Source organism: Patescibacteria group bacterium (assembly GCA_041653535.1).
Lineage (GTDB): Bacteria > Patescibacteriota > Patescibacteriia > JACRDY01 > JACRDY01 > JBAZFH01.
This window is the reverse complement of record JBAZFH010000001.1, coordinates 267,231-290,987: the sequence shown is the minus strand read 5'-3', so window position 1 is coordinate 290,987 and position 23,757 is coordinate 267,231. Positions and strand designations below refer to the sequence as shown.

The 23,757-nt window shown below is 38.7% G+C and carries 24 protein-coding genes; 1 reads left to right on the top strand and 23 read right to left on the bottom strand.

Translation table 11 applies throughout. From position 1 onward, the window contains the following. Window positions 1-5 precede the first annotated feature (5 nt). The 8 genes from WC310_01435 to WC310_01400 all read right to left on the bottom strand — a co-directional run bounded on the left by WC310_01435 (window position 6) and on the right by WC310_01400 (window position 7,716). A complete protein-coding gene (locus WC310_01435) occupies window positions 6-1,547 on the bottom strand; it encodes a hypothetical protein (protein ID MFA5358466.1) in 1,542 nt (513 codons plus the stop codon). Window positions 1,548-1,702: 155 nt separating this feature from the next. Next, window positions 1,703-2,857, bottom strand: coding sequence for a sigma factor-like helix-turn-helix DNA-binding protein (locus WC310_01430; protein ID MFA5358465.1), 1,155 nt, complete (start codon window positions 2,855-2,857; stop codon window positions 1,703-1,705). Window positions 2,858-3,168: 311 nt separating this feature from the next. Further along, a complete protein-coding gene (gene pyrH / locus WC310_01425; protein ID MFA5358464.1) occupies window positions 3,169-3,864 on the bottom strand; it encodes a UMP kinase in 696 nt (231 codons plus the stop codon). 10 nt (window positions 3,865-3,874) lie between these two features. After that, on the bottom strand, window positions 3,875-4,405 hold the full coding sequence (locus tag WC310_01420; protein MFA5358463.1) for a hypothetical protein: 531 nt from the start codon (window positions 4,403-4,405) through the stop codon (window positions 3,875-3,877). A gap of 3 nt (window positions 4,406-4,408) precedes the next feature. Continuing rightward, window positions 4,409-5,425 carry an endolytic transglycosylase MltG gene (gene mltG / locus WC310_01415; GenBank protein MFA5358462.1) on the bottom strand — a complete coding sequence of 339 codons (1,017 nt, stop codon included), beginning with the start codon at window positions 5,423-5,425 and terminating at the stop codon, window positions 4,409-4,411. 3 nt (window positions 5,426-5,428) lie between these two features. Beyond that, the gene (locus WC310_01410) at window positions 5,429-6,493 is read right to left on the bottom strand and encodes a sugar phosphate nucleotidyltransferase (GenBank protein MFA5358461.1); all 1,065 of its coding nucleotides are present in this window, start codon (window positions 6,491-6,493) and stop codon (window positions 5,429-5,431) included. Between the two features lie 97 nt (window positions 6,494-6,590). Continuing rightward, window positions 6,591-6,905, bottom strand: coding sequence for a cupin domain-containing protein (locus tag WC310_01405; GenBank protein MFA5358460.1), 315 nt, complete (start codon window positions 6,903-6,905; stop codon window positions 6,591-6,593). After that, window positions 6,898-7,716: an undecaprenyl-diphosphate phosphatase gene (locus tag WC310_01400; protein ID MFA5358459.1), complete on the bottom strand. Its 819-nt coding sequence runs from the start codon at window positions 7,714-7,716 to the stop codon at window positions 6,898-6,900. The genes WC310_01405 and WC310_01400 overlap by 8 nt, the downstream gene beginning before the upstream one ends. A 33-nt stretch (window positions 7,717-7,749) precedes the next feature. Here WC310_01400 and WC310_01395 point away from each other — a divergent pair, with 33 nt between their 5' ends. Then, window positions 7,750-8,184: a divergent PAP2 family protein gene (locus tag WC310_01395; protein ID MFA5358458.1), complete on the top strand. Its 435-nt coding sequence runs from the start codon at window positions 7,750-7,752 to the stop codon at window positions 8,182-8,184. A gap of 59 nt (window positions 8,185-8,243) precedes the next feature. Here WC310_01395 and mutM read toward each other — a convergent pair whose 3' ends face one another. The 15 genes from mutM to ricT form a co-directional block, all read right to left on the bottom strand. Next, a complete protein-coding gene (gene mutM / locus WC310_01390) occupies window positions 8,244-9,110 on the bottom strand; it encodes a bifunctional DNA-formamidopyrimidine glycosylase/DNA-(apurinic or apyrimidinic site) lyase (protein MFA5358457.1) in 867 nt (288 codons plus the stop codon). A 1-nt stretch (window position 9,111) separates the two neighbouring features. Beyond that, window positions 9,112-9,564: a CBS domain-containing protein gene (locus WC310_01385; protein ID MFA5358456.1), complete on the bottom strand. Its 453-nt coding sequence runs from the start codon at window positions 9,562-9,564 to the stop codon at window positions 9,112-9,114. 41 nt (window positions 9,565-9,605) lie between these two features. Next, window positions 9,606-11,189, bottom strand: coding sequence for a 2,3-bisphosphoglycerate-independent phosphoglycerate mutase (gpmI, locus tag WC310_01380; protein MFA5358455.1), 1,584 nt, complete (start codon window positions 11,187-11,189; stop codon window positions 9,606-9,608). A gap of 22 nt (window positions 11,190-11,211) precedes the next feature. Beyond that, on the bottom strand, window positions 11,212-12,753 hold the full coding sequence (gene gpmI / locus WC310_01375; protein MFA5358454.1) for a 2,3-bisphosphoglycerate-independent phosphoglycerate mutase: 1,542 nt from the start codon (window positions 12,751-12,753) through the stop codon (window positions 11,212-11,214). 5 nt (window positions 12,754-12,758) lie between these two features. Then, a complete protein-coding gene (eno, locus tag WC310_01370) occupies window positions 12,759-14,012 on the bottom strand; it encodes a phosphopyruvate hydratase (GenBank protein ID MFA5358453.1) in 1,254 nt (417 codons plus the stop codon). A gap of 193 nt (window positions 14,013-14,205) precedes the next feature. Further along, window positions 14,206-15,000 carry an SIMPL domain-containing protein gene (locus WC310_01365; protein ID MFA5358452.1) on the bottom strand — a complete coding sequence of 265 codons (795 nt, stop codon included), beginning with the start codon at window positions 14,998-15,000 and terminating at the stop codon, window positions 14,206-14,208. 20 nt (window positions 15,001-15,020) lie between these two features. Beyond that, window positions 15,021-15,473, bottom strand: a complete 453-nt coding sequence (locus tag WC310_01360; GenBank protein ID MFA5358451.1) for an NUDIX domain-containing protein — start codon at window positions 15,471-15,473, stop codon at window positions 15,021-15,023. 103 nt (window positions 15,474-15,576) lie between these two features. Next, window positions 15,577-16,092 (bottom strand): iron hydrogenase, encoded by a 516-nt coding sequence (locus tag WC310_01355; protein ID MFA5358450.1) that lies wholly within the window; start codon window positions 16,090-16,092, stop codon window positions 15,577-15,579. A gap of 21 nt (window positions 16,093-16,113) precedes the next feature. After that, window positions 16,114-17,820 carry a [FeFe] hydrogenase, group A gene (locus WC310_01350; GenBank protein ID MFA5358449.1) on the bottom strand — a complete coding sequence of 569 codons (1,707 nt, stop codon included), beginning with the start codon at window positions 17,818-17,820 and terminating at the stop codon, window positions 16,114-16,116. A 12-nt stretch (window positions 17,821-17,832) separates the two neighbouring features. Further along, window positions 17,833-18,405, bottom strand: a complete 573-nt coding sequence (locus tag WC310_01345; protein MFA5358448.1) for a DUF4202 family protein — start codon at window positions 18,403-18,405, stop codon at window positions 17,833-17,835. Window positions 18,406-18,455: 50 nt separating this feature from the next. Next, window positions 18,456-19,442 (bottom strand): NADH-ubiquinone oxidoreductase-F iron-sulfur binding region domain-containing protein, encoded by a 987-nt coding sequence (locus WC310_01340; GenBank protein MFA5358447.1) that lies wholly within the window; start codon window positions 19,440-19,442, stop codon window positions 18,456-18,458. A gap of 84 nt (window positions 19,443-19,526) precedes the next feature. Next, complete coding sequence (locus tag WC310_01335; protein MFA5358446.1) at window positions 19,527-20,600, bottom strand: prohibitin family protein; 1,074 nt, start codon at window positions 20,598-20,600, stop codon at window positions 19,527-19,529. Between the two features lie 3 nt (window positions 20,601-20,603). Then, on the bottom strand, window positions 20,604-21,647 hold the full coding sequence (locus WC310_01330) for an AI-2E family transporter (GenBank protein MFA5358445.1): 1,044 nt from the start codon (window positions 21,645-21,647) through the stop codon (window positions 20,604-20,606). Window positions 21,648-21,729: 82 nt separating this feature from the next. Further along, window positions 21,730-22,737, bottom strand: coding sequence for a type I glyceraldehyde-3-phosphate dehydrogenase (gap, locus tag WC310_01325; protein MFA5358444.1), 1,008 nt, complete (start codon window positions 22,735-22,737; stop codon window positions 21,730-21,732). A 179-nt stretch (window positions 22,738-22,916) separates the two neighbouring features. Next, a complete protein-coding gene (gene ricT / locus WC310_01320; GenBank protein MFA5358443.1) occupies window positions 22,917-23,729 on the bottom strand; it encodes a regulatory iron-sulfur-containing complex subunit RicT in 813 nt (270 codons plus the stop codon). Between the last annotated feature and the right edge of the window lie 28 nt (window positions 23,730-23,757).

The window sequence follows — 23,757 nt, the reverse complement described above, 5'->3', positions numbered from 1 at the left end:
ATTTTTTATCCGACTGGCAAATTATCCGGTGGCGGCGGTCCATCATCAATAATTACATTATTTTTTTCTCCCGACTCACCTTCTTTATCTTCGGAAACATTCGGAAGAACTGTTTTACCCCGTCTTTGCCCTTTATCTTCGTCGTCTACATCCATCGACACTGTTGGTCCATCACCATCTTCCACGTCCGAAAATGGCACGGCTTCCTCGAGCTGATCCGATTTATCTTCAGCGGCAAAAGGAATTTTATCTTCCGCACTTTCAAAAATTTCCGTTGGCAACTGGAAAGGAGCTTCGGAACGAACGATGCCTGACTTTTTCAACATTAATGTCTTCACGTCACCCAAAGGAAAGTGCCAAAGAGTTGACAGCTCTTCAACGTTCATTATTACTTCTGAATCATCACGACCGCTTCGACCACAATAATTTCTCATGATCCAATTTTTAGCTTTGTTGTTACGCCACTTTCTGCGATAATAACGATGCGACAAAGACACCCGCGCCCTTCGGCTTTGAACAATGCCATTTGCATAAAGGTCGGTAAATTGATTTAAGGCTCCCAAAAAAGCTTCCTTGACCTTATTTTTATTAAAAACTTCTTTATGCGCTATATAAACAGTTCTCATGTTGCATTCAAAGCCAACCTTAGCGGCTTTTTCCTGCACCTTTTCCGCCAGTTCTCTTTCCTTGGAAGTTAATTCTTTAGAGTCATCTTTTTTATTACTTGACTCTCCGGGAGGAAAAACCATCTCGCCTACCATGTTAAAAATACTGACTATCTCACCCCAAATCGATTTATTACTACTCCCTATACCTAAAAGTTTCTTGGAATATTCATTGGCTTTTTTCTGCCAGCCATGTCCCACCGGAGTAACTAAAATCTGGAACCAAAATTCCTCACCGCTACCGACTTTCGCCAAAACTTCCAAAAGCGCGTACATCGGGTCTTTATATTTTTTAATATCAGCATCACCAAATTCTTTCCAGGTCTTGATTGGATAATAATATTTATTTTTTAATTCGAGTTCCGCGCCCCACATGTCATAGCCACCATCATTATCCGGCCAACGTAAAGATCTGTACTGAGTCGTATAATCCGGTATTTCGGCAATATCTACTGACGGATATTGAGCGTATATTGCCGCTTCAACCAAATCGCGATAATGTCGAGGGGCCCTAATAACATACTCGATAAAACCACCGCGAGAAATCAACTCAAAAGAAAACTTCACCTGAGTTTTACCTACAAAATACTTCTCAAACCAATCAACTCTTTTCCAGGTACCGCTAAGAGCGGTAAATATGTTTTCCACGGCATTGGGTAACTGCTCATTTAAACGAGGAGCGTTAATAGACAAAACAACATATTGCCATTTGCTTTTGTACTTAGCCTTACGCCAATCACGCCAAATACGTTTAATTTCCGGAAAGATAAATATTAGGACAATCAACGGAAAAACAAGCCATCCTCCATTTAAAAAAATGAACAAAACAAAGCTCAAGGGATCTTGAGTCGGAATACCAGATAAGTCTATTGCTATATCCATAAAACTTTATTAGATTATACAATAAAATTGTATTTCGGACAAATAAATAACGGCTAGTTCCCAATAATTAATAACTTTTTCGATGCCGCAGCACCAAAATAGCTTTTAATCACTGTTTACTAACCGCTAAATTAAAAACAGATAATAGATTTTATTTACTTCTTGATATCGTATTTTTTGTCAGCCGTTTTGACAAATTTATCCTTATTCATTAAAGCTAAATTAACAGTGGCTTTTTTCACCATTCTTTGCTTGGATACGGATTCGATAATTTCATCCTTTGTCATCGGACCGCTTTGTTTAATAAGATCGGAAATAACATCAACGACAGTACCTGGTTGATATCCCCATTCTTTGAGAGCGTAAATACCGCGACCAATCAAAACATAACGATCATCCAATATTAACTCATTATGAATAGTGGCGGGAAGAGCTTTTTTATGATCAAAGCCGGCTTTATTAATCAGCTCGGCAATTTCGTTAAAATGCAATGGCTTGCCGGATTCTTTCATAACCAAATAAATTTTATCATTCATTCTTTTCGGAGAGATTGTTTTCCAATGAGACAAACCAACATTATTAAACAGATTCTTTTTAATTTTTTTACTGGTTCGCAGGTAAGCTAAAATCGCCTCGTCTAAATCAACCAGTTCTTTTTCCATTTCCAATAATTTGGCAAATTTTTCCTGAAAATCATTATAAAAACCTTGACCCTTTAAAGATTTAAATAATTCATCGGCTGTTACCGGTTTACCATTAGTTTCAATTAATTGAACCAACTTATCAATAACATCTTCAACTAATTCCCATGGAGATTCTTTTAGCTTCCAAGAAGGGTGATAATTCTCATTTCCTTCCATTTTTTCGAATTTATCAGATAAAAGGTTAGTGATGATGAAAGCTAAAGATTTTTTGTGATTATCCAAATCGTCATCGGACAATCCCTGGTTGGAAACCCCGAAAAAATCGATTAAACTATCAATCAAATGGCTTTCCTCCATCACTCCGCCGTATTTTTTTAAAAACTGATTAATCGCTTTTTCAACATCATCTAGCGCAACACCGGCGCCGGAACCGCTAGCTTTTTCTTTCAGTTTCTTTATACCATCACGTTCAATCTGCCTGACGCGCTCACGAGTAACTTTGTAGTCTTGACCGATCTTTTCCAAGGTTTCTTTGCGTTTTGAACCGTTAACTAAACCATGACGTCTGGTCAAAACGTCTTTTTCACGAGAGGACAGTAGATCAAAAAGACCTCCCAAAGTTTCTGCAAAGCTAACTTTGCCTTGCATTGATGTATTAGTTGACATAATAATAAATTGAAATTATTTATTTAAATATAATATATATATTTTATTCTAAATTTAGCTATTTTATAGTTAACATATCCTTAACTAGCTAAAGTATATCACGGATTATACCCATTGTCAAGAACAAAACCTATAATTAAACAAAAATAAAAATAGGACATATCACGACCTATTTTTTATCAAATTTTAGATAAAAGTCAATACAACAACATTACCCCTCCCCTTGCCAAGTTTTTTCCAAATATTTTTATTTTTCAGCAAATCCAAGTTGAAAGAAAAAAATTTATGTTCTAATTTATGGTCTAATATTATTAATCTTCTATAATCGTTCCTTTAAACTTACCGGACAAAAGATAGTTGTCAAAATTCTTAACATCGGTTCCTTTCATTATTAAAACTTTCAAATGACTTCCTCTAGCCAAACGACTGGCTACCGGATCAAAAGGTAAATTAGCGCCAGGAGTCCACTCGTCCCCGACTAAACCAAAGAAGTTCTTCCAATTAATATTTTTAAATTTTTTAGCATCTTTATATTTCTTCGGATCTTTATTAAAAACGTAATCAATATTAGACAAATTAATCACTTCCTTGGCACCGTAAGCAATGGCAAGTTTAGCCGCATCATAATCAGTCGACCAACCAGGTCGCCAACCAGAACCTATAAGTATTGGCTCTTTAAATGCAAAAATTATACTCGGATTCATATTTATCTCCGGATGAGTATGCTCGCGAAATATCGTTCTAAGCAAATGAGCGTTGAGACGCGTAGAGTGAATCCCGATCCAATCAATGTCTTCTGACACCAACTTTCCCACCTTCTTAGCTGCCGCCTGATAAAGCCGGCAAGTTTTTCCGCCGCCCACCACTATAATAAAACGCACTCCTTTTTTGGTATATTTTAAAATAACTTTTTTAAACTTTTTTAAGAATTTATAATCAATAAATCCAACCTCTGGAACCACGATTGAACCGCCGAGGGAAATAACAACTGTACGCTTTATTTTCATATTTTTTCATCTAATTATTGCCGACAAACTTTTCATTAACCTTGCCTTCTTTTTGCCAATCACGATCCTGATTAATAATTAACTTATCTTGCACCGCCTTAATTATCGAAAAATCAAATTGATCGGAAACATGATAAATTACCATCGGCAGTTCAGCTAGAGCTGCTTTAAACTCCGCCAAACGACCACGTCGGAAGTGCTCGTAAACTGTTGACATCTGACAATGCAAAAACAAAACCGCGGTCTCAACCGTTGATTGTCCACGTTCAAACGATCGTTCTGATAGTTTTGGTGTTACTGCAAAAGTACCGGCTAAATGCAAAACACGTTGCAAGACGTCTCCCAATTCTTCATAAAAACCATCATGACCATCTAAATTATTTTGTTTATAAGCCTCATAGCTTTCAGACAACTCTGAATGAATCAAGGCTACTTTTTCCGCCACAATAATATCTTCTGATCGGATACCAAAACCTTTAGCCGCCGCCTGTGCCATAACCAGATTCTGCAATTCTCCTAAATGTTTTATTATTTTATCCATAAATCATCTTAAATACTTAGCTTTGGCAGTGTTATGTTCATCTAAAGTTTTACTAAAAACAGTCTTTCCTTCTGGAGTGGTTAAAAAGTACCAATAGTCGTTGCCCGTGGGTTCAGTTGCCGCTACTATCGCTTCTAATCCGGGATTGCATATTGGCCCGGGTGGCAATTCTCTGTTTTTATAAGTGTTATACGGAGAATCAATACTTTTATCCTTATTAGAAACAGACGGATTTTTACCACCGGTGATATAGTTAACGGTCGAATCGGCTTGCAGTGGCATACCAATATCTAATCGCCGCCAAAAAATATCAGCTACCATCCTTCTATCGTTTTCACCACGAACCTCTTTTTCAATAATACTAGCTAGAGTTATAATTTCGTGAATAGTTTTTTTGCGACTGGCTATTTTTTCCCGCAAACCGCTATCCAGCTTGCGATTAAAATTTTCCAGCATTTTTTGCACCACTTCTTGCGGTTCCACGTCAGTATAAAAACGATAAGTATCAGGAAAAAGATAACCCTCTAAATCAACACCAGCTGGCTTATTTTTTAAAAAATCGTAATCATATTTATTAGTAATAGCTTTATTCCAATCATTATAATAAACATTTTTGTCGGAAACGCTATTATAAATAAATAAATTATTAATCAAATAATCAACTAACTGTTTATTATTCCAACCTTCGACGATTGTAACTGTTTTTTCATCAACCCCCCAACCGTAAGTAATAATATTAACCAGTTCGCGTAAGCTCATACCTGGATTTAACTGATAATCCCCAGCCTGAATCTTGCCGGTACGGCGTAATAGCCATACATACAATTCGAAATTAGATTTGCTATTGATCAAATTATCTTGCTTTAGTCTTTCACTTATTTTTTTCACTCCCTGGCCCTGCTCGATTTTAAAAACTTGCGTTTTGTCGCCGGTGTTATTATTTTGCATAAAAACATCACTGACAAAATATCCCAGCCATAAAATAAATAAAACGCTAACTAACAAAAATAACTTTTTCATAGATTATAAATACTTTTTAAAACCGTTTTTTTCGATCATTTTTATCACCTGCTTAATATCTTGAGACCGATCCTTCGGACAGACAAACAACGCGTCATCTGTCTGGACAATAATCATATTTTTTAAACCAACAGTCGCTATCAACTTATTAGTAAAATTATAGATTAAATTATCTTTTGAATCATAAACCACGCTCAAACCCTTAATTACATTTCCCTTGCCGCCAGAAATCACGCCATGTAAAGCCTCCCAGTGACCGATGTCAGTAAATTGATAACTACCAGCGACAACCAGTATTTTACTGGTTATTTTTTCCAATAAACCGTAGTCGATCGACGTAGGCTTAATTTTAGTAAACTCCCTACGTAATACTGATTTTTCCTGTTTTGTACCGATCGCCGATTCTATTTTTTTCAGTATTTGATACATTTCTGGCAAATATCTTTGATAAAGCTCTAACAAACGATCAACTCTCCAACAAAAAATCGCGGGGTTCCACAGATAATTTTTTCCTGTCAAATATTTTTTGGCCGTTGCCATATCGGGTTTTTCCACGAAATGATCAACTTTATAAACACCGTTTGTTATCTTTTTACCCATTCTTATATAACCATAGCCAGTTTCCGGATGGGTTGGACGAACTCCGACCAAAACCGTATGATCTGGATATTTTTTTATCACTCTTTCCGCCTTTTTAACAACTAAAAAATATTGTCTTTCATTTTTGATATGATGATCAGAATTAACAGTTAAAATAAACTCATAAGGGTTTTTTTTATGCAAATAAACGGCTGCCAGACCAATAGCAGCGGCGGTATCTTTTTTCTCCGGCTCCAAGATAAAACATTTTTTCGATAATTTTGGTAACTGTTTTAAAATTTGAGAAAACTGCATAATGCCGGAAGAAATCAAAATATCTTCAGCGGAAAAAACCCGTCTCGTTCGTTTGAATGTTTTTTGCAATAAAGTATCATCGTCTAAAAATGGTTGTACTTGTTTTGGTTTATTGCGCCTTGACACCGGCCAAAGACGGGTACCACTGCCACCGGCGAGAATGATTGCTTTCATAAAATAGTTAATATAATAACTCCTATTTTACTATAAACGGTTCAATCAGGATAGTCCGACAAAAAACCGCAAAATAGCGATATAACTAATTGATTAATCAAATTTTTGAAACTATCAAAATAAGCTTGAGTAAACTTTTATTGTTATTGTAAACATTGTATAGTCGACCTCTAGGTATATAAATCATTTCGTCTTTACGAATTTTATAGATTTCGCTGTCTACAGCAACAGTAGCAATACCCTGCAATACACCGACGACCTCGGGATTAGAAAGGGTTCGATGAGCACCAAGATGTCTTCCCTCTCTCACTACAAAACTTTCAGCTTTAAGGTTACGCGCTGGAAAAAAATTCATTAGCTGATTGACTCGAGAAAACTCTTTGATGATAATTTTTTCCTCTTTTTTAACCATAAATGTATATCCAAAATAAAAGCAAAACACCCAACACCACCCTATACCAACCAAAAAAATTCAAACCGTGGTTTTGAACATAACGTAAAAAATATTTAATACAAAAAAATCCACTTACAGCAGAAATAGCAAATCCTATTACAAAAACCGATTTTTCATCGGCGGGCACGCCGACGCTAGATAAATCATAAATTTTCTTTACTCCGGCGCCAAATACTGCCGGTAAAGAAAGTAAAAAAGAAAAACGGGTCGCTTCACTCCTTTTTAAACCTTCGCCTAAACCTGCTATAATAGTAATACCGCTGCGAGAAACTCCCGGAATTAAAGAAAGGACCTGAAGTAACCCGATTCTGACCGTCGACCGCCAACTCAATTGTTCTATCGTATGTTCTTTTTTACCGATTTTCTCATAAATAAAGAAGAATACGCCAAAAACAATCAACATTATCGCTACATTACGTAAAGAATGAAAATAATTTTGCGCTGATGAGCTGATAATATATCCGACAAAAAAAACAGGAATACTGCTGACTAGTAGCATCCAAGCAAGCCGTTGATCGGGATTATGAAGCAAATCCCATTTTACCAAACTAGCAAAAAACGCCTTGATTAAACGCGTCACATCTCGGTAAAAAAACAACAACAAGGCGAGCAGGGTTCCTAAATGCAAAGCGACATCAAAAGCCAACGAATCCGCTAACGGTAAATTAAGAAAGTGATGCAGAATCACCAAATGACCGGAGCTGGAAACCGGTAAAAATTCAGTCAAACCCTGGACTAAACCGAATAAGATACTGTATATTATTGACATAGAATGCAATTTATTAATTATTAATCATCATCTATGAATTACTGGATATTTGGTCTACCAATTATTGCCGGGCTATTAACCCAAGCCATCAAGGTCATCGTCGAAGGTTTTAAAAATAAATTCTCTTGGAATCTTTTTAGCAAATATGGCGGTATGCCATCGTCTCACTCAGCTTTTGTTTTTGGCCTACTTGCCGAAATTGTTAGTATTGACGGTATTTATTCGACCACCTTTGCCACGGCATTAATTTTAACGATTTTAATCGTTCGCGATGCTACAGGCTTTCGTCGACTTATGGACTCTCAGGCTAAGGCGATAAACAAACTAACGGAAAAACTTCCCGCCGACAAACAAAATGACATCAATCATCTTCCGGAGAATATCGGTCACACTCCGCTGCAAATAACCATCGGTGCGTTACTGGGAGTAGCTATCGTTATACTTGGTAATCTAATATTAACCAAATAACAAAAACAAATCATCTATAAGAATATTGTCAATCACTCTTTTATTACCTGCCATTTGTTTTATTTTTGGCAACTTTCACAATAATGCGTCCCTCTTCCATTTAATTTAATCTTTTTTATTACTCCGCTGCAACGTTTGCACTTCTGTCCGCCACGACCGTAGACTTTAAGATATTTTTCAAAACCGCCCTTAGTGCCGTCGGTACGAACATAGGTATCAGCCGAAGTCCCGCCTTTACTGATTGCTAATTTCATTATTTTACTAATGCAAAGAAAAAGATTTTTTGATTCGATCTTAGTTAAGGTTTTGGCAATTCGCGTTGGTCTTATTTTAGCGCAAAAACAACTTTCATCAGCATAAATATTACCCACTCCACCAACCAAACTCTGATCCATCAGAATTTGTTTTATTTTTCTATTGGAATAATGAGCCAAAACTGCCAAAAAATTGCTAAGGGTAAAATCACGTTTAAACGGCTCGATACCGTAGCTCTTATCAATCAAAGATAAATGCTTGCCGTCAACTATTTTCATCCAACCAAACTTACGCATGTCATTATAAAACAATCGCGAACCGTCAAAAAAAGTAATAACAATATGGGTAAATTTATTAGGCAGACCGTCTAGCCCGCCTCGTTGTGGGTGTCCGCCCACCGCCGCCACTCTGCCGTCTTTCTTGGCATATATCAACTGACCGGTCATTTTCAGGTGTATCAACAAATAATGATTATCATCCAGCTCGATGATAATCATTTTTGCCCTACGATAGACTCTTTTTATTTTACTACCTATTAAATATTTTTTAAAATTTTTAACGGAAAAATTAACCATTTTCGGCACTTTAACCTCAACGGATTTAATCTTTTTATTTTTTATCTTTGAATCGAGTTCACGGACAATCGTTTCCACCTCGGGTAATTCGGGCATACTATTTTAGACCTAATTTCTGTTTAAAAATATTTTGGTAAATGTCGCGACGACTGACAATTCCCACTATCTTACCCTTAGTTATCACCGGCAACCGATTCACTCTTTTAGTAAGCATGATAGAACCAGCCTTCATTACAGGATCGTCCGGTGACAATATCACCAAATCTTTCTTCATAAACTGTTCGGCTTTGATGCTTCTGATCTGCTCAACACGCTCTTCCATCTTTTCATGATCCAAAAACATTTCCGGATTCTCTTGAAACTCCTGATAAGTTGGATACATCATTTTATAAACATCTTTCTCCGAAATGACTCCAACTAATTTTTTGTTGCCATCAACAACCAAAAGTCCGCTTATTTGATTTTTGAACAAAATCTTTACTACTTTTTCCAAACTGTCAGAAGACTTTACAGTGATAACCTTTTTTGACATTATTTGTTTCACCTTCATAAAGTTTTCTTATTTTTTTATATTATATTAAATCTCAAAAATCAAATTAACGGCGCACCTAACATGTCTTCGGGGATTTTAAGTTTCAATATTTTTAGCACAGTCGGCGCAACATCCGATAAAATGGCTTTAGGCGGGACTATGGACAAATCCGATCCGACACCTTCTGGCAAACCGGCATTTTTTCCCTCCCATTCCTTTCCCACAATAATAAAAGGTACTGGATTAGTGCTGTGTTCTTTTACCGGTTCCCCGGTCTGCAAATTTAAAAGTTCATCAGCGTTACCGTGATCAGATGTAATAACCACCACACCGCCTTTAGCCAAAACTAAATCAACTACCTGACCGACACAGCGATCTAAAAATTCTACAGCTTTAACCACTGCCGAAATATTAGAAGTATGCCCCACCATATCAGCATTGGCATAGTTAACTAAAATAAAATCATACGTATCAGCCTTTATTTCCTTGATTAATCGATCGGTTACTTTATCAGCGCTCATTTCCGGCTGTTTATCATAAGAAGCGACATGAGGCGAAGGAATAACCACCTGATCCTCGTCTTTATGTTTAATATCTTTTAAGCCATTAAAGAAAAAAGTGACGTGGGCGTACTTTTCCGTCTCGGCAATATGCAGTTGCTTCAGTCCGGCGGCAGCAACGACGTCAGACAACGAATTTTTTATTTCCTGCGGCGGAAAAGCAACGGCAGAAACCGGCAAATCTTTTTCATATTCCATCATCGTGACAAAAAATAAATCGGCAAAATAGTCACGCTTAAACTTGTCAAAATCCGGTAAAACAAAAGTTTTTGTCATCTCCCGTGCGCGATCCGCGCGAAAATTAAAAAATATCACTGAATCATGATCGGAAATGGTACCCACGGGGTTTTCACCGCTGACTATCACCACCGGAACGAATTCTTCGTCAAAAATTTTTTTCTTGTAAGATTTTTTTATTGCATCCTGCGGATCACTAAAAAATTCCGCCGACTGACCATCAACCATCGCGCGATAAGACTTTTCTATCCGATCCCAACGATTGTCGCGATCCATGGCATAATAACGACCGGAAATCGTTGCTATCTTCCCCACCCCTACTTCTCTTATCTTGTCTTCAATTTTTTTAATAAAATCTCCGGCAACATTGGGCAAAGTATCACGACCGTCAATAATAGCGTGAATATAAACCTCTTTTATTTTTTGTTTTTTAGCCAAATCTAAAAGCGCTAGCAAGTGATCGAGATGAGAATGAACACCACCCTCGGAAGCCAACCCAACTAAATGCAACTTGGATTTATTTTTTTTGACATGCTCTATTGCTTTCAAAAATGCTTCATTTTTAAAAAAATCACCATCGCGAATCGAGCGAGAGATGCGAGGTAAATTTTGATATAAAACTCGACCGGAACCTAGGGTCAAATGACCAACCTCTGAATTGCCCATTTCACCAAAACGAAGACCGACTTCCTCAGAAGAAGCTTGAAGAGTCATTGCCGGATAAGTGCTAATCAACTTATTGATCACCGGCGTCTTAGCAAGAGTGATACCGTTACCATCGCTGGGCGGAGCCACTCCCCATCCGTCCAGAATCATCAGAACAACTGGTTTTGGTCTTCTAGACATAAAATAACGGCGTTATAAAAAATTAAATAATTAAACTTCTACCCTTCATTTGAACAGGCTTTTTGATTCCCATGACCTCTAAAATCGTAGGGGCAACATCACCGATAACTCCTTTTCTTATTTTTACTTTTTTGAATTTACTACATCCTAAAATAAAAGGTACTGGATTTTTAGAATGTTCCGTTAGCACTTCCCCCGTACGTAAATCGAGCATGGCATCGCAATTACCATGATCTGACGTGATAATAAAATTACCATCCTTTTCCTTAATAGCATCATATATTTTCTCCAAACATTTATCAACCACTTCCAAACATTGCACTGTAGCGGGAATATTTCCGGTATGACCGATCATATCAGGATTAGCAAAATTTATCGTAATAAATTCGTGTTTATTTTTATTTAACGATTTTAAAACCATGGCGGTAATCTCCCGCGCACTCATCGCCGGTTTTTTGTCATAACGCGAAACGTCAACTGACGATATCCTGATCCTTTCTTCACCCGCTACCGGATCGGCATAACCACCGTTAAAAAAGTAAGTAACGTGAGCGTACTTTTCCGTCTCCGCAATATAAAGTTGCGGACGGGTATCGACCACCATTGGCAATGTCCCCAACAGATCAACTGACGGATAAGCTGTCACCACTGAATCCAAATCTGGACCAAAATCGGTCAATGCCACAAAATATAAATTATTTAAAATTTTCTCTCGTCTAAAACCACCTTTAACTTCGAAGTCTTTTTGCACAAAAGGTTTAGCTAATTGCCTGGCGCGATCAGATCGTAGGTTAAAAAAGATTACAGCGTCACCATCCTTAATCGTGCCAGCCGGTCTTTTTTTATCGTAAACTACCGATGGCGGAATAAATTCATCGGTTAATTTTTTACCGTAAGCGTGCAAAATGGCATCCTGAGGATCATCCACTATAAAACCCTTACCTAAAACCATTGCTTCGTAAGCCGCTTTGGTTCGCGACCAATCTTTTTTACGATCCATGGCGTAAAATCTTCCCATGATAGTTGCCATCACCTCACCGTCTTTGAATCTTTTACGCAATCGCTGCAATAATTTTATTGCTAAATACGGCGGCGAATCACGGCCGTCGGTAAAAAGATGCAGATAAACTCGTGGACAACCTTTTAGTCGAAAAAGCTCCAGCAAAGCATTTAGATAATTTGGATCAGCGTGAGCGGATTGATCGTTGGAAAGCATGCCCATCAAATGAACATCTGATTTGTTGCGCGTAACATGTTTTATCGCTGCGGCAAAAGCTGGGTTTTTAAAAAAAGTGCCGTCAGCAATACTCTCGCTAACCCGCACCGCATCTTGCTCTACCACCCTACCAGCGCCAATATTCATATGACCAGCCTCGCTATTACCGGCCTGCTTAGTCGGTAATCCAGCATATTTACCGGAAGCCTGTAAAGCAGTATGAGGAAATTTTTTCCACAAAAAATCATAGGTCGGCATTTTAGCAAGACTTATGGCATTGGCTTTCGATTTTGGCGCAATACCAAAACCATCCAAAACACACAATACCGTTGGATATTTTTTACCCATAAAAATTAAATCTCTCTTTCAATTTCCGTCAAACGATTGTATTTAGCAAGCCGTTCTCCACGACTAAGCGAACCAGTTTTTATAAAATCAGAATTAACCGCGACAGCTAAATCGGCAATAAAATCATCATTGGTCTCGCCGGAACGGTGAGAGATAGCCGTAGCATAACCGTTGCGTTTAGCCAAGGCGATACAATCAAGCGTTTCGGTCAGGCTGCCAATCTGATTTATTTTTATCAAAATCGCATTAGCTACTTTTTGATCGAGTCCTTGCTGCAAACGCGCCGTACTAGTAACAAACAGGTCGTCGCCGATCAAGGTAATTTTTTTACCAATCTTCTTGGTCATTTCTTGCCAACCAGACCAATCGTCCTGATCAAGCGGATCTTCCAAAGAAATAAAAGGATACTTAGTTATCCAGCTTTGGAAAAAATCAACCATCTGGGTGCTAGAAAATTCGCCTTCGTTCCAAACATATTTTTTTGATTTTTTGTCATAAAACTCAGAAGCTGCTATGTCGGCTCCCAAAAATATCTGTTTTTTGCCCTTGGAGTTATAACCAGCTTTCTTTATCGCTTCCAAGATACAAAGTACGGCTTCTTCCACCGAGGTCATGGCCGGCGCATAACCGCCTTCATCACCAACATTAGTATTAAAACCCTTGTCTTTCAAAACTTTTTTTAGCACCGCGAAAATTTCAGCCCCGGCTCGCAACTTTTCCGAAAACCTACCGATTCCCTTTGGCACAATAATAAACTCCTGAAAATTAAGTTTACTATCAGCGTGTTTACCGCCATTGATAATGTTCATCAACGGCACCGGCAATTTGTAGTCATTCAATTTAACACTATAGATAGATCGCAAATATTTATAAAGTGGCACGCCCTTGTACGCTGCGGCGGCTCGCGCACAAGCTAGAGAAACCCCGAGTATGGCATTGGCGCCCAAATTGGCTTTATTTTTCATGCCATCAAGACGCAGCATCATCTCATCAATCTTTCTTTGCTTATTAGCCTTCTTGCCAATCAACATCGGAGCTATTTTTTCATTTACGTTTTTAACTGCTTGTAAAACCCCTTTACCGCCATAGCGGTTTTTATCACCATCGCGTAACTCCCAAGCTTCGTGCACACCGGTTGAGGCACCGGATGGTACAGACGCCTTGGCCTTAATCCCTCGACGTAAAGTTACTTCAACTTCAATAGTCGGATTACCTCTTGAATCCAATATTTCCCGAGCTTTAATTTGCTTGATTTTCATAAAATAGCTGCTGGCTTTCAGCTGTCGGCTTTCGGTCAAAAATTTCACCGAAAACTGCAACCAATCACCTGTTTTTATTTTTTTATTTTATAGCGATATTATACCACAATATTGATCTAATAAAAAAGCCCTGATTTTTTTATCAGGGCCTTTCCATATTCTAAATCCTAGATTCTAAATCTCCGTCTCTTTTTTACAGAACTTCGTACATCACTGTCACGTCGTCTTGTATTTCAGTGCTACCCACCTGTACGTCTGGTGCTGGCGCTACCGAAGACAACGACTTCATCATTTCTACACTGCCGCCGATTCCATAATACGGAGTCGGCTGTCCGCCACCGAAACTTTCAGAAAAATTAACCACTTTGCCTAGCTTGATTCCCAAATCTTTGGCTAAAGCCTCGGCTTTTACCTTGGCGTTGTTTAAAGCTTTAGAACGAGCCTGGGCTTTAAATTCTTCCTGATCGTCAACAGTAAACTGTAAACCGCTAACGTCATTAGCACCCAGCTCTCCTGCTTTGGCAAAAATGTCACCGACTTTTTCCAAATCACGAACTTTAACAGTTACGCTTTGGTTAACAATATAACCGGCAAGCGTACTCCTATTACCGTCCCAACGATAATCCGGAGAAATATTATAATTGCTGGTCTTAATATCTTTGTCGTCAATCCCCAAATCTTTAAGCGCTTTGGTAATGTTGTTCATTTTATCAGTATTCTCTTTTTGTGCTGCAGCGACAGTCAAACGATTGGTAACCAAACCAATGTTAAAGGTAGCAATATCAGGAACAACTACTACTTTTCCCATGCCCTGAATCGCTATAGTGTCGCGAGTCTGAGCCTGACCAATGTAATCATAACTCTTGTACCAGTTACGAATGAGCAAAATACCGGCGACAATTACAATCACCAGTATGATTTTAAACAGGACTCCTGAAGCGCCATGATAGTGGTCGCAGCAGCAATCCTTACCGCATTCTTCGTGCATAAATTTTTTAGTATTATTTATTAATTAAAGCTTTGATAAAATGTTTTGTCCAAATAGTTTCTAAGCACTCTGGCGCTGGGAAAAAATATTGGTTCCGGCAAACCGTTTAAATCAAACCAACGCCACTCGGTTATTTCATCCGGTTCCATTATCTGCACTTCGCCGGTAAAATCTTCACATAGCAAACCAATGGTAACGAAATGAGCGTCTGTCACTTTGTCATTGGAAACACAAATAACTTTCAAACCCGTCGCCTCTAGACTAGTTTCTTCTTTCAGCTCTCTGGTCGCAGTAGTTTCCGGCGTCTCGCCAAAATCCATTTTGCCGCCAGGCATAGTCCAGCTAGATTCTCCATGCAGCTCCGAGTCGGCTTTGGCCGGATCAGCATGACGTTTACCAAGCAGAATCCGACTGTCACGTAAAACCATGACACCGACACCAACGCCGACTTTCTTTTTTATTTCTTCTGGCATAAGACAAAGATTAGAAATTAAGAAATGAGGAAATTGAAAATTGGAGACAAGAATTAAGAATATGGAATCGATACTATTTCTTAATTTCTTTATTTCTCAACTCCTAAACAAATTTTAACCACTTCAAAAATATCCAGGCCAGCACTCCACCAATCAAGGCTGTAACTAGCTGCGGCCAACTCATCAGTATCGCCAGACTATTAAACAAACTCCCGGCAAGGATAGACTTCATCAACAGATGAACTATAGCATACAACCAAACAAACTTGATAAGCGCGGCGACAACCACTGCTAGCCAATAACCACGATCGCGTAATACATCAAAAAACCAAACTAGAAACGCGTTACTGATCATAATAAACGGTATCATTGGCGCGAGTGGTAAGGGTAATAATCCGTAAGCCAAGGCAATAGAGCTCGGAATCAAGGCAATTAGCAAAGCCTCGCGGACACCGACAACAACAACCGTAATAATCAAAATAGCGTTAACCAGCGGTCCGGTCAACCATTGCAGATGAACAAACATCGGGACAAATGTCGCAATACCCAAAAGAGCTAAGAACTTAACCATAGCAACGCTTTGCACTTTAGTAATGGTTGATGCGACGGTTTTGGACATAGAATTAATAATTATTAATTATTAATTAAGTCTCCTCGCCCCCCAACGTTTCTGTCGATAATTGGAAGTGTGAAACATTTCGTGATGTAGATCAGGATGTTTATCAATATATTCTTTATAAAGTTTTTTTAATCCAGGATTGTCGTGCGCTTTGCGGAACTTTGATTTCTTATCAAGGACATAAAGTGGCGCAGCGCGCTTGGCTCTAATCTGCGCGTTAGTCGGCACTGGCTGACCGCCGCCATTAATACAACCACCGGGACACGCCATTACTTCTAGGAAATGGGGATTTTCCTTGCCAGCTTTGATTAAATCCATAACCTTTTTAGCATTGCCTAGTCCGCTGGTAACAATTATTTTCACCTTTTTACCTTTAACCATGATCTCGGCTTTTTTAGTACCCTCTAATCCCCTTATCTGTTTAAAATCAATTGATTTTAATTTCTGACCAGCGTAATAATCAAGCGCCGTACGCAGAGCCGACTCCATCACGCCGCCAGATACGCCGTAAATTGCCGCGGCGCCGCTGGATTGTCCGAGCGGATCGTCAAATTTTTGCGGTTTCATTTTGGTAAAATCTATCTTGGCTCGCCGCATCATGTGAGCCACTTCGCGAGTAGTCAAAACATAATCAACCATTTTCATATTATTGTATTCTAATTCTGGACGATCGGCTTCAAACTTTTTGGCAACACAGGGCATAATCGAAACCACTTTAATTTTTCTAGGATCAATCTTCATCTTCTCGGCAAAATAAGTTTTAACCGCCACTCCCAAACATTGCTGCGGCGATTTAGTGGTAGAAATATTGCCGACAAATTCCGGATAGTTAAACTCGACAAATTTCACCCACGCCGGACAGCAAGAAGTGGTAACCATTTTACCTTTACCCAAACACTCAAAACATTCCCCTGCTTCTTCAAAAGTAGTAATATCAGCGCCAAAATTAGTATCAAAAACATAGTCAAAACCAAGCTTTTTGAGAGCCGATACTAACTCTCCTGTTACCACCGTGCCTGGTTCGTAGCCAAACTCTTCGCCAATCGAAGCGCGAACCGAAGGTGCCACTTGAGCGACGACAATTTTTTTCTTATCTTTAAGACTTGCTTCCACTTCCGGCCAATGCGGATTACCTTGAATCGCGCCAACAGGACAATGCGTTATACATTGACCGCAAGTAGTACAATCATATTTTTTATTTTTGGTTGGTAGTACAATACTGTCGGCACCTTTGCCGGCTTTGTCATAAAAATGCACTTCTTGTTTGTGGCAAACTTCAATGCAATTATTACAATCGATACATTTAGTTTGATCAAAAAGAATTGTATTACTAAAACCAAAAATATTGCGATTTTTTTTGCGATCCTTAAATCGAGTGATTTTGCCTTGGTATTTTTTGGCGTAATCCTGCAGAGAACAATTTTTATCCCAAATACACTCCGGGCACTTCTCCTCATGCTCGGCAAATATCATTTCTAGATTTATTTTGCGCGCTCGTTTTACTTTTTCCGTATCAGTAAAAACCTCCATGCCGTCTTTAACCTTAGTTGAGCAAGCCGTAACTAGCTTACCGTTTTTTAGTTCAACCAAACAAACACGGCAGTTGGCTTTTACTTTTAAATCCGGATGGTGGCAAAGTGTCGGAATAGCAACAATGCCGTGCGCCGCCTCCAATATTGTTTGCTCAGGTTTAGCCGAAACTTTTTTTCCGTTGATTTTGATATACATAGTAGCTAGTATCTAGTGACTAGTAGTTAGTAGTTTTTTTATTGCTTCTTCATACAAAGGTTTGGTAATGCCTTTGGCCTCCGGAGTAGTAATACGACTATACATCCAATCAAACTTTTCCTTAACTTTATCAAAACCAAGCTCAAGAACAACAACTTTCAAAAAATGATCAATATTTTTCTCAAAAAAACTCAAACAATCGGCGTCTTTAAGCAAATCCTTTTCTTTGTCTCCACCCACTTCATGATTAGCAATCAAATCAGTTATTCGATCAATAACTAAGGGATCGACTTTTTGTGACTCCAAAAAATTTTTAATTATTTCTGCCCCTCGATTTTGATGCAATGTCAAAAATTCTTCATCCAACAACCCTCTTTCTACTTTTATTTTTTGAACATCTGGTTGGCGAAAGCAACGTTCAATGTCACGAGCAACCGCCGCCGAAAGCAATATTTCATCTGCCTCCGGGTATATTCTTTTTAGTTGAACCGCCGTATCTTGCAAATAAACCAAGTCACCAGCCATACCTCGACTAACAAACGAATCAACGACAAATTTTTCCACCATTTTGTACAGATTATCCATATATTCATTTAAACTTTAATTCCTAGTTCCTAGCTCCCAGATCCTAGTCCCTAACTCCTCTTTTTTACATTCTTCCAGTATGTCAAAATCGGCCGTGGTACAGACATACCCAGACCGCAAAAACTAGAGTTTTCCAAAGCAAACAAAATATCTTCAAAGAGTTGCCAATCTGTTTTTTTGCTGTTTAATATTTCGAGCAGCCGATAAGTACCCTCTCGACACGGCACACATTTGCCGCAACTCTCGGCTTTGAAAAATCTGACCCAATTCAAAATTAATTTTTTTGGACCTTCGCTGGCATGATAAACAACTATTGAACCAAGACCATGAATATCTTTAAGCGTTTGCTGCAGCTGTTTGCTGTTCAAGACTGTTCCAGCCGCGCCACCGCCAACTTGTACAAAAAAAGAAAACTTTGGCCAATTACCGGTTTCCTTTAGCATTTTTTCTATAGTCCAATTTTCTGGTAACTCATGCACTTGTGATTTTACACCTTGACCGGAAAAACAAATCAAACGTTTCTTTTCATATTTGCCGCGCAAAATCAAACCAATCTCGTAAAATGTTTCTAGATTATTTACCAACGTTGGCTGACCGTAAAGTCCAACTTGTGGCGGATACGGCGGTTTGAGGCGTGGCTCGACGCGTCGTCCTTCCAAAGATTCTAGCAAAGCAGTTTCTTCACCGCCGATATAACCTCCAGCCTCTTTAAATAATTCTATTTTGTTTTTACCAATCAATTTGCGCAATTTACTCTGATATTTCTGATAATAATCTTGGCGCAGATAAACAACCGCCTTTTTGGCGCCAAGGTATTTGATAGCGTGTTTAATGCCTTCGATAGCGATATCGGGATGATTTTGCAACACCCAGCCGTCTTTAAAAACCCCGGGCTCGCCTTCAGAAACATTGCAGACCACATATTTTTTAGCGCCTTTAGCCTCTTTAACCATTTGCCACTTACTGGCTGTGGGAAAATTACCACAACCACGGCCGATTAAGTCAGCCCTGGTAAGCTTTTCGATTGTTTTGTCCATATAAAGACATTATACAAAATTATCGACTTGCCGTCTAACAAAAAACCCGCGCCATAAACGCGAGTTTTTCTATCAAATTTTTTTCTATTCGATTCCTTTGAACATCGGCAGTCCAGAGTCCGGACTAGTTGGAATATAGATAGTCCCTTTGAGATCTTTAAGCTGTTGGATATACAAATACTGTAAATATTTTGAAGTCAAGCCTTCGTTGATAATAACCTGTGCTGCTTTTTGACCTTCGGCTTCAATAAGTTTTCGTTCTTTTTCCTTTCGTTCTTTTTCCAAGACAAAATCATATTTTTGCGCTTCTTGCTCGGCTGACAATTTTTCCTGAATACTTTTTGCCAAACCTTCCGGCAAACCAACGTTGCGCAGTAAAACATCTTCAACCGTAATACCTCTCGGTTCTAGCTTGCCCTGCAACGCGCTCAAAATTTTTATTGCCGCTTCCTGACGCTTATCAGAATAAATATCTTTTACTTCATAAACAGCCACTACCTCGCGAATCGCGCTACGAATTTCCGGCCGAATAATTTTTTCGCTGTAATCAATACCCAGATTCTTATAAACATCAGAAGCTTTATCTTCGATTAAATGAAATAAAACCGTAATATCAAGATCAACGCTTAAACCCTCTTTGGTCAAAGCAGCGATAGTATCATTGTTACTTCTAGTACCCTCTTCTTGCAAAATAGACATGGTATACTCTTCGGTGCGAATACTCATCTCCGTAACATTAGCTAACGGATTTATCAAATGAATACCAGACTGAAGTTCACCATCTTTAACCTTACCAAAAAGATGATAAACGCCAGTAGTACCGGCAGGAATAATCACAATACCATTGGCAATAATCACCAACACTATAACAACCGCGATTATCAACAAGGCTTTACTTTTAATTGTCGCCATAAAATTAGAATTTATTATTTTATTATTTATATTGCCAAGGTTAACCTTTTCACGGCTATCGCTGACTGATTCGTCCGCCAAGCGCTGAGATATTTTTTTAAAAAATTTATAAACAAAAAGAATCATGATTAATAAAAAAACCATGATGGCGCCTCCTCCACCTTGCGAAGATCTAAAAAAGACAGAAACTAATATAATTATACCGACAATTAAAAGAATTTTTTTTGCCGCATCTGGCTTGGGCATATTTTATCGCTCTAAAACATCTTCGTACTCAGTTTCATAGATATGCAGTAGTACGAAAAATATCGATATCACCACCGGACCAATAATTATCCCCCAAAAGCCGAAAGCGATAATACCGCCGAAAATAGAGAAAAAAATCAACAACGGATGAACTTGCGCCTTACCCTTAATCAACATTGGTCGTAAAATATTATCGACTAATGAGACTATCGCTCCACCCCAAACCAAAAGAAATACTCCTTGCCAGATTTTTCCGATCAGCAGCAGATAAATTCCAGCGGGCAACCACAAAATAGCCGCACCGACATATGGCAATAAAGCCAGCATGGTCATCAAAACCGCTGGCAAAAACGCCGGAATACCTACTATCAAAAAACCGATACCGCCGGCGATACCTTGGGCAATTGCCGCTATAAAAGTACTAACTATCGATGAATAACTGACATCGCGAAATTTTTGGAAAATCTCTTTGTCGTATTTGTTTGGAAGCGGTGTCAGATACATTACTCGCTGCAAAAGCTTATCTCCATCGCGGAACAAGAAAAATATGGTAAAAAACATTAAAACTAAATAGGTAACAAACTGTCCCGTGCCTCGCAAAAGCGAGCTAGCCCCAGAAACTAAAAAACTGGAAATTTTTGAACTGACAGAAATTAAATAATTACGAACATTGAAGACCGAAGGGTCAACAAAGTTAAATCTGCTAATTACCTGCTCATTGATGGTTTTTTCCAAAAATCCTGTATTAATCCAATTGGTGACTAAACTAAACGCCTCTACTGATTTTTTGGAAAGATAAAAGATAAAATCAGTAGCTGGTAAAACAATGATAATGGCAATCAAAATCACCATTACTAAAGCAGCCAGATTATTCCTCCCCTTAAACCAGGTTAGTAGTTTTTTATACCAACCGTAAAAAATGGAAACCAAAACGCCGGAAAGTATAATCACTATCAAAAACGGTTTAAAAAAAAGGTAGACCAGATACAAACACGCCGCGAGCAATGCGAAGAGAAAAATATCGGCGATTATTTTTTTGTCATGCATAAAAACAGTGGTTAGTAGTTAGTAGCTAAAAAACTAATTTTTTAATTTTGAGTTGTGATTTTGATTTTTGAATTTTGATTTTTTACTTTTTATTCACCACGCTGATCATTTCCACTAACCTATTTGAATAACCCCATTCATTATCATACCAAGCAACCACTTTAAGCAAATTACCGTCGACGACTTTGGTCAAAGCAAGATCAACAATAGCCGAGGCTGGATTGGCAATAAAATCACCAGAAACCAACTCTTCTTCTGTCACCGCCAAAATACCCTTGTAGCGCGGTGTCTTACTCGCAGTGATAAGCGCATTATTAACCTCTTTTTCCGTAACGTTTTTCTTGATCAACATCGTGATGTCAGAAATTGAAACGTCAATAGTCGGAACACGAATAGATAATCCGTCAAACAAACCTTTTAATTCCGGGATGGTTTTAGTAGTAGCTACAGCTGCTCCAGTGGTAGTCGGAATCATATTGACTCCAGCAGCGCGAGCGCGACGCAAATCTTTGTGCGGCGCATCAATTAGACGCTGATCGGCAGTATAAGAATGAATAGTAGTCATAGTAGCCTTGAGGATACCGAATTTACTTTGAATCACCTGGACTACTGGAGAAATACAATTGGTCGTACAGGAAGCATTATCGATAATCTTTTCCCCTTTATAGTTAGCGCTATTTACTCCCAAAACATAAGTATTTACTCCGTCGCCTTTTACCGGAGCGGAGATAATTATTTTTTTGGCGCCCGCCTTGATGTGCGCCATCACTTCTTTTTCCTCGCGAAAAGCGCCAGTACACTCCAAAACCACATCAACACCTAGCTTTTTCCACGGCAATTTCGAAGGATCTTTTTCTGCTAGGCAAGGAATTTTCTTGCCGTTAACTACTAAATTTTTGCCGTCGAAACCAACTTTTTTATCGTAGGTGCGGAAAACCGAATCATATTTCAAAAGATGCGCCAGGGTTTTATTGTCAGTCAGATCGTTAATAGCAACGATTTCTAAATTATTCTTACCAAAGGCGATGCGGAAAGCCGCTCGACCAATGCGACCAAAGCCATTGATAGCAACGCGAGTTTTTTGAACCATAAAAATAAGTTTATTGATTTGATTTTATTATAGCATAAACAGGATACAGGATACAGGATGCGGGGTACAGGATTAAAATACACAAGTAACAAGACATCCTGCCTCCTGTCTCCTGTCTCCTGTCTCCTGTACTAAAAACCCCCTACTTAGGGGATCTAAACTAAAAATCTAAACTCGTATTAACGAGAAATTTTATCCACTGGAACTTCAATAAAAACTACTTCTTTTTCCTTGCCATTGTCGGTTACCACCCGCACGTCCACCATTTGCTTGATCAGCCTCCAACCAACCACTTCGCCCTTACCGCTCTCTGTTTTTACGATTGAACCAAGCGGTGGCATTTTGGCAGCTAAATCACGATAAACTTCTTTTTCAAAAGCCAGACAGCAACGCAGGCGACCGCAACAACCAGAAAGGCGCTCCGAACCACGATGCACCACTTGTTGCGCCTCAGCTAAATCAGAAGTAATGCTGCCGAGCTCTTTGACAAAAGTTTGACAACACAGCTGCATGCCGCAAGGACCGATATCGCCGCACATTTTCATTTCATCACGAATACCGAGCTGCTGTAAACGAATATTTTTTTTATAATAACGGGATAAATCTTTAACTAATTCGCGAAAATCTATTCTGCCTTGAGCAATAAAGGCAAAAGTAATTCTCTTGTCGTCAAAAGAAAAGTGAGCGTCAACAAGCTTCATCGGCAGGGCGTACTTAGTTACCATTTTTTTGCAGTTTTTAACCGCTTCTTCCTTTTCCTCATCAAGGCTAAGACGTTTTTTTAAATCGTCCTTTGTCGCCTTGCGGGTAATTGGCTTAATTTCTGCTTCGTCAGCCAACTTGGCTATATCTTCAAAACCGATAATTTTCCCCATATCTATTCCTATCTGCGTTTCCACAATAACAAAATCCCCAACCGCAAAGTTTTCCTGCGCCGGATCAAAATAATAAGCCTTATCCCAAGTAGTAAATTGTACGAGCGCGACCTTCATAAAATTAGGAGACTGGAGACAGGAGACT

What these genes read in the sequence shown, in the direction of transcription:
- WC310_01395 (MFA5358458.1), top strand. Translation starts at nt 7,750, where the DNA reads ATGAATTACTGGATATTTGGTCTACCAATTATTGCCGGGCTATTAACC.
- WC310_01385 (MFA5358456.1), bottom strand. Translation starts at nt 9,564, where the DNA reads ATGAAGGTGAAACAAATAATGTCAAAAAAGGTTATCACTGTAAAGTCT.
- gap (MFA5358444.1), bottom strand. Translation starts at nt 22,737, where the DNA reads ATGGTTCAAAAAACTCGCGTTGCTATCAATGGCTTTGGTCGCATTGGT.
- WC310_01400 (MFA5358459.1), bottom strand. Translation starts at nt 7,716, where the DNA reads ATGTCAATAATATACAGTATCTTATTCGGTTTAGTCCAGGGTTTGACT.
- gpmI (MFA5358455.1), bottom strand. Translation starts at nt 11,189, where the DNA reads ATGTCTAGAAGACCAAAACCAGTTGTTCTGATGATTCTGGACGGATGG.
- WC310_01355 (MFA5358450.1), bottom strand. Translation starts at nt 16,092, where the DNA reads ATGTCCAAAACCGTCGCATCAACCATTACTAAAGTGCAAAGCGTTGCT.
- WC310_01365 (MFA5358452.1), bottom strand. Translation starts at nt 15,000, where the DNA reads ATGCACGAAGAATGCGGTAAGGATTGCTGCTGCGACCACTATCATGGC.
- WC310_01330 (MFA5358445.1), bottom strand. Translation starts at nt 21,647, where the DNA reads ATGCATGACAAAAAAATAATCGCCGATATTTTTCTCTTCGCATTGCTC.
- WC310_01345 (MFA5358448.1), bottom strand. Translation starts at nt 18,405, where the DNA reads ATGGATAATCTGTACAAAATGGTGGAAAAATTTGTCGTTGATTCGTTT.
- WC310_01360 (MFA5358451.1), bottom strand. Translation starts at nt 15,473, where the DNA reads ATGCCAGAAGAAATAAAAAAGAAAGTCGGCGTTGGTGTCGGTGTCATG.
- WC310_01340 (MFA5358447.1), bottom strand. Translation starts at nt 19,442, where the DNA reads ATGGACAAAACAATCGAAAAGCTTACCAGGGCTGACTTAATCGGCCGT.
- WC310_01335 (MFA5358446.1), bottom strand. Translation starts at nt 20,600, where the DNA reads ATGCCCAAGCCAGATGCGGCAAAAAAAATTCTTTTAATTGTCGGTATA.
- WC310_01435 (MFA5358466.1), bottom strand. Translation starts at nt 1,547, where the DNA reads ATGGATATAGCAATAGACTTATCTGGTATTCCGACTCAAGATCCCTTG.
- mutM (MFA5358457.1), bottom strand. Translation starts at nt 9,110, where the DNA reads ATGCCCGAATTACCCGAGGTGGAAACGATTGTCCGTGAACTCGATTCA.
- WC310_01405 (MFA5358460.1), bottom strand. Translation starts at nt 6,905, where the DNA reads ATGGTTAAAAAAGAGGAAAAAATTATCATCAAAGAGTTTTCTCGAGTC.
- ricT (MFA5358443.1), bottom strand. Translation starts at nt 23,729, where the DNA reads ATGAAGGTCGCGCTCGTACAATTTACTACTTGGGATAAGGCTTATTAT.
- WC310_01430 (MFA5358465.1), bottom strand. Translation starts at nt 2,857, where the DNA reads ATGTCAACTAATACATCAATGCAAGGCAAAGTTAGCTTTGCAGAAACT.
- WC310_01410 (MFA5358461.1), bottom strand. Translation starts at nt 6,493, where the DNA reads ATGAAAGCAATCATTCTCGCCGGTGGCAGTGGTACCCGTCTTTGGCCG.
- gpmI (MFA5358454.1), bottom strand. Translation starts at nt 12,753, where the DNA reads ATGGGTAAAAAATATCCAACGGTATTGTGTGTTTTGGATGGTTTTGGT.
- eno (MFA5358453.1), bottom strand. Translation starts at nt 14,012, where the DNA reads ATGAAAATCAAGCAAATTAAAGCTCGGGAAATATTGGATTCAAGAGGT.
- pyrH (MFA5358464.1), bottom strand. Translation starts at nt 3,864, where the DNA reads ATGAAAATAAAGCGTACAGTTGTTATTTCCCTCGGCGGTTCAATCGTG.
- WC310_01350 (MFA5358449.1), bottom strand. Translation starts at nt 17,820, where the DNA reads ATGTATATCAAAATCAACGGAAAAAAAGTTTCGGCTAAACCTGAGCAA.
- WC310_01420 (MFA5358463.1), bottom strand. Translation starts at nt 4,405, where the DNA reads ATGGATAAAATAATAAAACATTTAGGAGAATTGCAGAATCTGGTTATG.
- mltG (MFA5358462.1), bottom strand. Translation starts at nt 5,425, where the DNA reads ATGAAAAAGTTATTTTTGTTAGTTAGCGTTTTATTTATTTTATGGCTG.